Below are 5275 nucleotides of genomic sequence, written 5' to 3'. Positions count from 1 at the left end.
GTCCGGACAGCAGCGAGACGCCGAACAGCACGAGCCCGCGCAGCAACCAGCCGGACGGGGTGATCTTGGTGCCACCGTTCCCGCTCGCCGGGTTCGGCTCGGCCGGGGCCTGCCTGCTGGTGGAGGGGTGGGCGCGCTGGACAGGGGCGGCCTGCTGGGCCGTTCCCGGGTACTGCGGCCCCGGCTGCTGGGCCATTCCCGGGTGCTGAGCGGTTCCGGGATGCTGGGCGGTTCCGGGCTGCTGGGCCGCTCCGGGGTGCTGGGCGGGGTACTGGTTCGCCCCGGCGTAGGCACCACCGGGATTCGACTGCGGCCAATAACCCTGCGCCGCATAGGGCTGCTGGTACGGATGCGCCGAGTACGCCTGGGTCGGCTGCTGCTGCGGCTGGTGCGCGGTCCCGTTCCACTGCTGGTTCCCGCCGCCCCAGCCGCTGTGCTGGTTGTCCGGGCCGTTGCCGTGCTGCGACTGCCCGTGCTGCGACTGTTCGTCGCGGGCGGACGGCTGCTGGAACGCGGGCCGGGTCGCGTCCCCGGGCGCACCGGAGGTGCTTTCGGGGGCGAAGTCGGCGGCTGTCGCCGCGCGCTGCTCGTGGTTCACCCGGGAGTTGTCGCGCTGCAGTGGCGCTGTGTCGCCGCGCGGAGTCTGCTGCGAGTCATTCATCTCTTCGGGCGCACCTTGGGGATCCGGCACGAGCACCTACGGTAGCGGTTGCCGATCGATCGCAGAACAGCACGTGTGCAGCGATGACGTTCGGGCAGCTCAGGCACGCAGCGCGAAGATCACTCGATCGAGATCGTCGGCGGTGTTGTAGAGGTGGAACCCGACCCGCGCCTTGCCCGCGCGCGGCGAGCTCACCACTCCCGCGGCGGTGAGCCGGTCCCCGGCTTCGGCACCGGGCACGCCGACGATCGCGGACCCGCCGGGCGGCATCCCGAGCTGCGCTCGCAGCTCGTCGGCGAGACCCACGCAGTGCCGCCGCACCTGCTCCAGATCGGCCTTCGCGAGTTCGCGCATCGCCGCTTCCGCGCCGACCTGCTGCAACCAGACCGGTGATTGGTCCAGCCCGCGAGCCCCCTCGGCCAGCCGCAGCGGCAGCCCGTAGTTGGTGTCCTCGTCGGGCGTGCCCGAGAACCAGTTGGCGTAGATCGGCCGCAGCCGGATGTCCGGCCGCACCGCCATCCAGGCCGCTCCGCGCGGGGACAGCAGCCACTTGTAGCAGGCACCCGCCACGTAGTCGGCCCACTCCAGCTGCAGCGGCAGCCATCCGGCGGCCTGCGTGGTGTCCAGCAGCACCCGGGTCGGGATGCCGGCGGTGGCTTCGCGCAGCGCGTCGAGGTCGACGATCCGGCCATCGGCGGACTGCACGACGCTGACCGCGACGAGGTCGTATCCGGCGGCGAGTTCGGGCAGCGCGCTCAGCTCCGCTTCGGTGACGGTGACCCCGCGGTCGGCGTGCGCGGCGAACGGGAAGACGACGCTGGTGAAGTCGCCATCGGCGACCAGCACCCGAGCGTCGTCGGGCAGGCTCGCGGCGACCAGCGCGACGAGCCCGGACAGCGAGTTGCCTGCCGTTACCCGCTCCGCAGGAACTCCGGCGAAGTGCGCGTACAGCTCGCGCGTCCGCTCGATGTACCCGTCGAAGTCGCCGGGTGCGTCACCGCCCCGGCCCCACTTGGCCACCGCTTCGTTCATGGCGGTGACGGCCTCGGTCGGCGGGACGCCGATGGACGGGGTGTTGAGGTAGCCGCCGGGAACCTCGAAGGTCATGCCGAACGCGGAACGCATACCCGCATCGTCGTCAATCGACGGCCGCGAGCGCCAGGCCCTTTTCCGGAACCCGCTACCGGAGCACTGGCGAGTTCCTCCGGTCCTACCGTGGGGGTATGGAGAGCACGGAAGTCGAAATCCGGACCGGTTCCACCGAGGTCGTGCAGGATCTCAGCGGCGAGGTCGAGCGCTTCCTGCGTTCCGCGGGCGCCGGCGACGGGCTGCTCAACGTTTGGGTACCGCACGCCACCGCGGGGCTGGCGGTGCTGGAGACCGGCGCGGGCAGCGACGAAGATCTGCTCGCGCAGCTGCGCGAGCTGCTGCCCGCCGACGACCGGTGGCGGCACCGGCACGGTTCCCCGGGCCACGGGCGCGATCACGTGCTGCCCGCGCTGGTGCCGCCGTACGCGACGATCCCGGTGCTGGGCGGGCGGCTCGCGCTGGGCACGTGGCAGTCGGTGTGCCTGGTGGACACGAACGCGGACAACCCGGTGCGCCGCGTGCGGTTCAGCTTCCTGGCCGGTTGAGCCGATGCCGCGGCGCGGCCGGGACGGTCCCGGAGATCGATCACATCTTGATCATCCGGACGGCGCCGGCTGCCAGGATGTGCGCATGACCGGCCGGCTGGTGCTCTGGGACGTGGACCTGACGCTGATCGACGCGCGCGGCATCGGCACCGACTGGTACCGCCGGGCGCTGGCCGAGGTCACCGGGCTCGGTCTGCGGCACGTGCCGGACATGGCCGGCAAGACCGAGCTGGCGATCACCGGCGAAGTGCTGGCCGCGCACGACGTCGAGGCGGGCGCGGACACCGTCGATGCGATGTTCACCGCGTTGAACACCGCCGTGGCGGCCGACCGGGACGGGTTGTCGCTGCGCGGCAACGCGATGCCCGGCGCGGCGCGGGCGCTGGCCGCGCTGGACGAGACTCCGGGCGTGCTGCAGGGCCTGGTCACCGGCAACCTGCCGGAAGTGGCGTTCCACAAGCTCGACGCCTTCGGCCTGCACCGGCACGTGGACTTCGACATCGGCGGATTCGGCAGCGACTCGGTGCACCGGCACGACCTGATCGCCGCGGCGGTGCGCAAGGCCGGCACCAAGCACGGTCGCGAATTCGCTCCGGACGCCGTCGTCGTGGTCGGTGACACGCCGCGCGACGTGGCCGGGGCGCTTCGGCACGGCGCGGTCGCCGTCGGCGTCGCCTCCGGGCGCAACGGCGAGGACGAACTGCGGGAGGCGGGCGCGCACGTGGTGCTGCCGGACCTCACCGACACCGGAGCCGTCCTCGCCGCCGTCCGGAGTGGATAGTCCGACGACGCGCTTCGCCCGCTGCCCCGGAGACCCGTGCGGGCCGACCCGAGTGAACGGCCTGTTCCCCACTGGATCGGTCGAACGGTCCGTTCACTCCTGGAGAAACCGCACCTGTGCACCAGTTCGGGCGCCCTGCTGACACACCGGCCGACACACCCGCGCACCGCCCGGCCCCGGGCGAGTGGACCGAGTGAACGGACCGTTGGTCCGAATAGATTGGGCGAACAGGCCGTTCACTCGATGCCCCGCGTCCGCTGCGTCAGCGTCGGACCAGCTCGGTGAGGTGCCCGACCGCCTTGTCCACGCCGATCTCCTCGCGCTCGCCGGTGCGGCGGTCCTTGATCTCCACCACGCCGTTCGCGAGGCCCTTGCCGACGACCAGGATCGTCGGCACACCAACGAGTTCCGCGTCGGCGAACTTCACCCCTGGCGAGGCCGTGCGGTCGTCCAGCAGCACCCGGACCCCGGCGCGATCCAGCTCGGCGGCCAGCCGCTCGCCGCCTTCGCGGACGGCGTCGTCCTTGCCCGCGGTGACCACGTGCACGTCGGCGGGGGCGACTTCGCGGGGCCACACCAGGCCGAGTTCGTCGTGGCTCTGCTCGGCGATCGCGGCGACCATCCGGGACACCCCGACGCCGTAGGAGCCCATGGTGATCCGCTTCGGTTTGCCGTCCTGGCCGAGCGCGTCCAGCCCGATCGCGTCGGAGTACTTGCGGCCGAGCTGGAAGATGTGCCCGATCTCGATGCCGCGGGCGGCGACCAGGGTGCCGTTGCCGTCGGGCGCGGTGTCGCCTTCGCGGACCTCGGCGGCCTCGATGGTGCCGTCCGGGGTGAAGTCGCGGCCGCACACCAGGTCCACCACGTGGTGCTCGTCCTGGTCCGCGCCGGTGACCCACGCCGTCCCGGCCACGATGCGCGGGTCGGCGAGGTAGCGGATTCCGTTGTCCTGCAACGCCTTCGGTCCGATGTAGCCCTTCACCAGGAACGGGTTCGCGGTGAAGTCGGCCTCCTCCAGCAGTGCCACCTCGGCGGGTTCGACGGCGGCCTCCAGCCGCTTCATGTCGACCTCGCGGTCGCCGGGCACCGCCACGGCCAGCAGTTCCCACTCGTCCGCACCGGGCTTGCGGATCTTGACCAGCACGTTCTTCAGCGTGTCCGCGGCGGTGAAGGTGCGGCCCAGCTCCGCGGCGTTGAGGAACGCCACCAGGGTCTCGATCGTCGGCGTGCCCGGCGTGTGGTGCACCTGCGCGGCCGGTTTGTCCGCAATGGACAGCGGCGCGGGCACCGGCGTGGCCACCGCCTCCACGTTGGCCGCGTAGTCGCCGCTGGTGCTGCGCACGAAGGTGTCCTCACCGGTCTCGCTCTCGGCCAGGAACTCTTCCGACGCCGAACCGCCCATCGCCCCGGAAGTGGCCTGCACGATCACGTACCGCAGGTTCACCCGGTCGAAGATCCGCACGTAGGCGTCCCGGTGCAGCCGGTAGGACGCGGCCAGGCCCTCGTCGTCGAGGTCGAACGAGTAGGAGTCCTTCATCACGAACTCGCGCCCGCGCAGGATGCCCGCGCGGGGCCGCTCCTCGTCCCGGTACTTCGTCTGGATCTGGTACAGCATCACCGGGTAGTCCTTGTAGGAGCTGTACTCGCCCTTGACGGTGAGCGCGAACAGCTCCTCGTGCGTCGGCCCCAGCGCGTATTCGGCGCCCTTGCGGTCGTTGAGCCGGAACATGGTCGGGCCGTACTCGGTCCAGCGGCCGGTGGCCTCGTAGGGCTCCTTCGGCAGCAGCGCGGGCAGGTGGATCTCCTGCGCGCCGATCGCGGCCATCTCCTGGCGCACGACCTCTTCGACGTTGCGCAGCACTCGCAGGCCCAGCGGCAGCCACGAGTAGATGCCGGGCGCGACGCGGCGCACGTAGCCGGCGCGCACCAGCAGCTTGTGGCTCGGCACCTCGGCGTCGGCCGGATCCTCGCGCAGCGTACGCAAGAACAACGTCGACATCCTCGTGATCACGGCGGGCGCTCCTCGGGTGCGGATCGGCAAGGTCGGGGCCCGGAGGTTCGCAGCCACTTTTCGCGGACCTCCGATCCTCGCAGGGTAGCGACCCGAGGTGGGGCCGCCGCCAGCGGATTCCCCGGCTGCGCGGATCGACGGGCCGGGCGGCGGCACGGCCGTTCAGCGGCGACGGCCTGCCAGGCGCT

The 5275-nt window shown here is 71.8% G+C and carries 4 protein-coding genes and 1 pseudogene; 2 read left to right on the top strand and 3 right to left on the bottom strand.

The features are described 5' to 3' along the window. Together IJH84_RS27185 and IJH84_RS27180 are read right to left on the bottom strand one after the other, a co-directional pair. Positions 1 to 661 (bottom strand): annotated as a pseudogene (locus IJH84_RS27185) (hypothetical protein); the annotation flags it as partial. Between the two features lie 99 nt (positions 662 to 760). Beyond that, a complete protein-coding gene (locus IJH84_RS27180; RefSeq protein WP_295150606.1) occupies positions 761 to 1786 on the bottom strand; it encodes an aminotransferase in 1026 nt (341 codons plus the stop codon). A gap of 98 nt (positions 1787 to 1884) precedes the next feature. Between IJH84_RS27180 and IJH84_RS27175 the strand changes: the two genes are divergently transcribed. Together IJH84_RS27175 and IJH84_RS27170 are read left to right on the top strand one after the other, a co-directional pair. Beyond that, on the top strand, positions 1885 to 2295 hold the full coding sequence (locus IJH84_RS27175) for a secondary thiamine-phosphate synthase enzyme YjbQ (protein ID WP_200070089.1): 411 nt from the start codon (positions 1885 to 1887) through the stop codon (positions 2293 to 2295). A gap of 85 nt (positions 2296 to 2380) precedes the next feature. Next, positions 2381 to 3076 carry a haloacid dehalogenase-like hydrolase gene (locus IJH84_RS27170; protein ID WP_295150603.1) on the top strand — a complete coding sequence of 232 codons (696 nt, stop codon included), beginning with the start codon at positions 2381 to 2383 and terminating at the stop codon, positions 3074 to 3076. A gap of 262 nt (positions 3077 to 3338) precedes the next feature. Here IJH84_RS27170 and IJH84_RS27165 read toward each other — a convergent pair whose 3' ends face one another. After that, on the bottom strand, positions 3339 to 5087 hold the full coding sequence (locus tag IJH84_RS27165; protein ID WP_295150600.1) for a proline--tRNA ligase: 1749 nt from the start codon (positions 5085 to 5087) through the stop codon (positions 3339 to 3341). Between the last annotated feature and the right edge of the window lie 188 nt (positions 5088 to 5275).

Origin of the sequence: Saccharopolyspora sp., from assembly GCF_017434145.1 — a bacterium.
GTDB lineage: Bacteria > Actinomycetota > Actinomycetes > Mycobacteriales > Pseudonocardiaceae > Saccharopolyspora_C > Saccharopolyspora_C galaxeae.
The sequence above is the reverse complement of the archived record's forward strand: the minus strand, read 5'-3'. Positions and strand labels throughout refer to the sequence as shown.